At 71.3% G+C, this 2,418-nt stretch carries 2 protein-coding genes and 2 tRNA genes; 3 read left to right on the plus strand and 1 reads right to left on the minus strand.

Annotated elements, in window-relative coordinates:
• Positions 1-135 precede the first annotated feature (135 nt).
• Positions 136-489: a metallopeptidase family protein gene (locus tag VN520_RS11500; protein WP_015578045.1), complete on the minus strand. Its 354-nt coding sequence runs from the start codon at positions 487-489 to the stop codon at positions 136-138.
• Between the two features lie 123 nt (positions 490-612).
• On the opposite strand from VN520_RS11500, the gene VN520_RS11505 reads away from it, so the two are divergent.
• The 3 genes from VN520_RS11505 (at position 613) to VN520_RS11515 (ending at position 2,415) form a co-directional block, all read left to right on the plus strand.
• Positions 613-2,148 carry a metallophosphoesterase gene (locus VN520_RS11505; protein ID WP_325746783.1) on the plus strand — a complete coding sequence of 512 codons (1,536 nt, stop codon included), beginning with the start codon at positions 613-615 and terminating at the stop codon, positions 2,146-2,148.
• 80 nt (positions 2,149-2,228) lie between these two features.
• Positions 2,229-2,301 (plus strand) — tRNA-Glu (locus VN520_RS11510).
• 39 nt (positions 2,302-2,340) lie between these two features.
• Positions 2,341-2,415, plus strand: a tRNA-Asp gene (locus VN520_RS11515).
• Positions 2,416-2,418: the final 3 nt, after the last annotated feature.

A 2,418-nucleotide genomic window follows, 5' to 3' on the forward strand; every position in this document is an offset into this window, starting at 1 on the left:
CCAGTGCGCCGCCCGCCGCGATCGCCCCCAGGACCGGCCACGTGCCGGCGCCACGCGTCCCGGCGCGCTGCGCGGGCACGGAGAGGCCGGCGTCCGGATCGACGGGCGGCCGCCCGGGCGGAGGGCTCTGGGTGCTCATCCGTAACCCAGCTCGTGCAGCCGCTCGTCGTCGATGCCGAAGTGGTGGGCGATCTCGTGGACGACGGTGATCTCGGTCTCGGCGACCACGTCCTCGCGGGTCTCGCACATCCGCAGGGTCGGCCCCCGGTAGATGGTGATCCGGTCCGGCAGCACTCCCGCGTACCACTCGCCGCGCTCGGTGAGGGGGGTGCCCTCGTAGAGTCCGAGCAGCTCCCGGTCCTCCGGGTCCTCCGGTTCCTCCTCCACGAACACCGCGACGTTGTCCATCAGCCGCATCAGCTCCGGCGGGACCCGGTCAAGAGCCAGGCTCACCAGCTCTTCGAACTCCTCGCGCGTCATCTCCAGCACACCGCCATTGTCACGTACGCCGGGCCGGAACGGGCGGGCCGCTCCCCGCCCCCGGCCACCCGCCCGGCCCACACGTCCCCGTCCTCCCGCATGTCCGCCGCCCCGCCGGGGCATGAGCGCCCAATGGCACGCCCGTTCCACGCCGCAGCCGCCCGTGTCCGCCGCCTCCGCCGCTCCCGCCCGCACACCGCCGCTCCCGCGGGCGGCCCCGTCCCCGCGGCACACCCCTGGAAACGCGGGCTCGGCCTGCTGGCCGTGGTCGTGCTGGGCGCCTGGCTCGGGCTGCTGGTCGTCGGCAGTGTGCGTGTGCCCGTGGGGCCCATGGACACCACCATGACCCTGCGGCCCTCGGTGAGCGGCGGCACCAAGATCAACGTGTCGCCGCTCGGCGCCCTGGAGCTCGACTCCCACCACGCCCCGGTCCGCCTGGACGTGGACGTCGACCAGCTGGACCCGGCGCGCTCGCAGGCCCTGGTCAAGCACCCCGAACGCCTCTCCGGCCTCCAGGACGAGGTCACCGGCGACGTTGCCTCCGGCACCCGGGAACTGGCTGTCCGCTCCGGCGTGGCCGTGGTCTCCGGCGCCACCGCTCTCGGCCTGGTCGTCTACCGGCGCCCGCGCCGCGCCCTGGCCGCCGGAGGCCTCGCCCTGGCGCTGCTGGCCGCCTCGGGCGTCAGCGCCTACGCCACCTGGAACCCGAAGTCCGTCCTGGAGCCGAAATTCTCCGGGCTGCTCTCCAGCGCCCCCTCGGTCGTCGGTGACGCGCGCTCGATCGTCACCGAATTCGATGTCTACCAGCAGGAACTGGCCCGGCTCGTCACCAACGTCACCAAGCTGTACGACGCCACGTCCACGCTCCCCGTGTACCGGCCGGACCCCGCGACCATCCGGGTCCTGCACGTCTCCGACATCCATCTCAACCCCGCCGCCTGGCACATCATCAGCTCGCTCGTCGAGCAGTACGAGATCGACGTGATCATCGACTCCGGCGACACGATGGACCACGGCACGGCCGCGGAGAACGGCTTCCTGGATCCCGTCAGCGATCTCGGCGCGCCCTACGTGTGGGTGAGGGGCAACCACGATTCCCGGCAGACCCAGGCACATCTGAAGAAGCTCAGGAACGCACACGTCCTGGACGAGGGCAGTGCCGTGGACGTGGCCGGGCTGCGGATCGCCGGCACCGGGGACCCGCAGTTCACCCCGGACCGCTCGCTCCCCACCGGCGGCAAGGCCTCCGAGCGGCTCGCCGGCATGCGCCTCGCCTCGGCACTGCGTGACCAGAAGCGGGCGGGCACCCCGGTGGACATCGCGGTGGCGCACGACCCGAACGCGGCGCGGGAAACAGACGGAACGGTTCCGCTCGTCCTGGCCGGCCATGTGCACCACCGGGTGAACGAACTGCTGCCGCTGGGCACGCGGCTCAAGGTCGAGGGGTCCACGGGCGGTGGCGGGCTGCGCGCCGTGCAGAACGAGAAGCCCGAGAAGGTGCGTGCCTCGGTGCTCTACCTGGACCGCCCCACCCGGCATCTGCAGGCCTGGGACGAGATCACCCTCGGAGGTCTCGGCCTGACGACGGCCGAGGTCAGCCGTCATCTCCCCGAGGAGAACCTGAAGAGTCCCTCCCCTTCCCCGAGCGCCCCGACGGCCTCTCCGTAAACCGTTTTGGCGATACCTCCCCGCATCCCATATGCTTCTCACGTCCCCGACGCGCTGGAAAGCGCGCAGGTGGGCCCTTAGCCCTCATCGTCTAGTGGCCCAGGACGCCGCCCTTTCAAGGCGGTAGCACGGGTTCGAATCCCGTTGGGGGCACGCTTAACCGTGTGCGAGACTTGTCTCGCACATTAGCTAGGTCCTGTGGAGCAGTTTGGAGTGCTCGCCACCCTGTCAAGGTGGAGGCCGCGGGTTCAAATCCCGTCAGGACCGCTG

This window comes from Streptomyces sp., assembly GCF_035563135.1.
GTDB lineage: Bacteria > Actinomycetota > Actinomycetes > Streptomycetales > Streptomycetaceae > Streptomyces.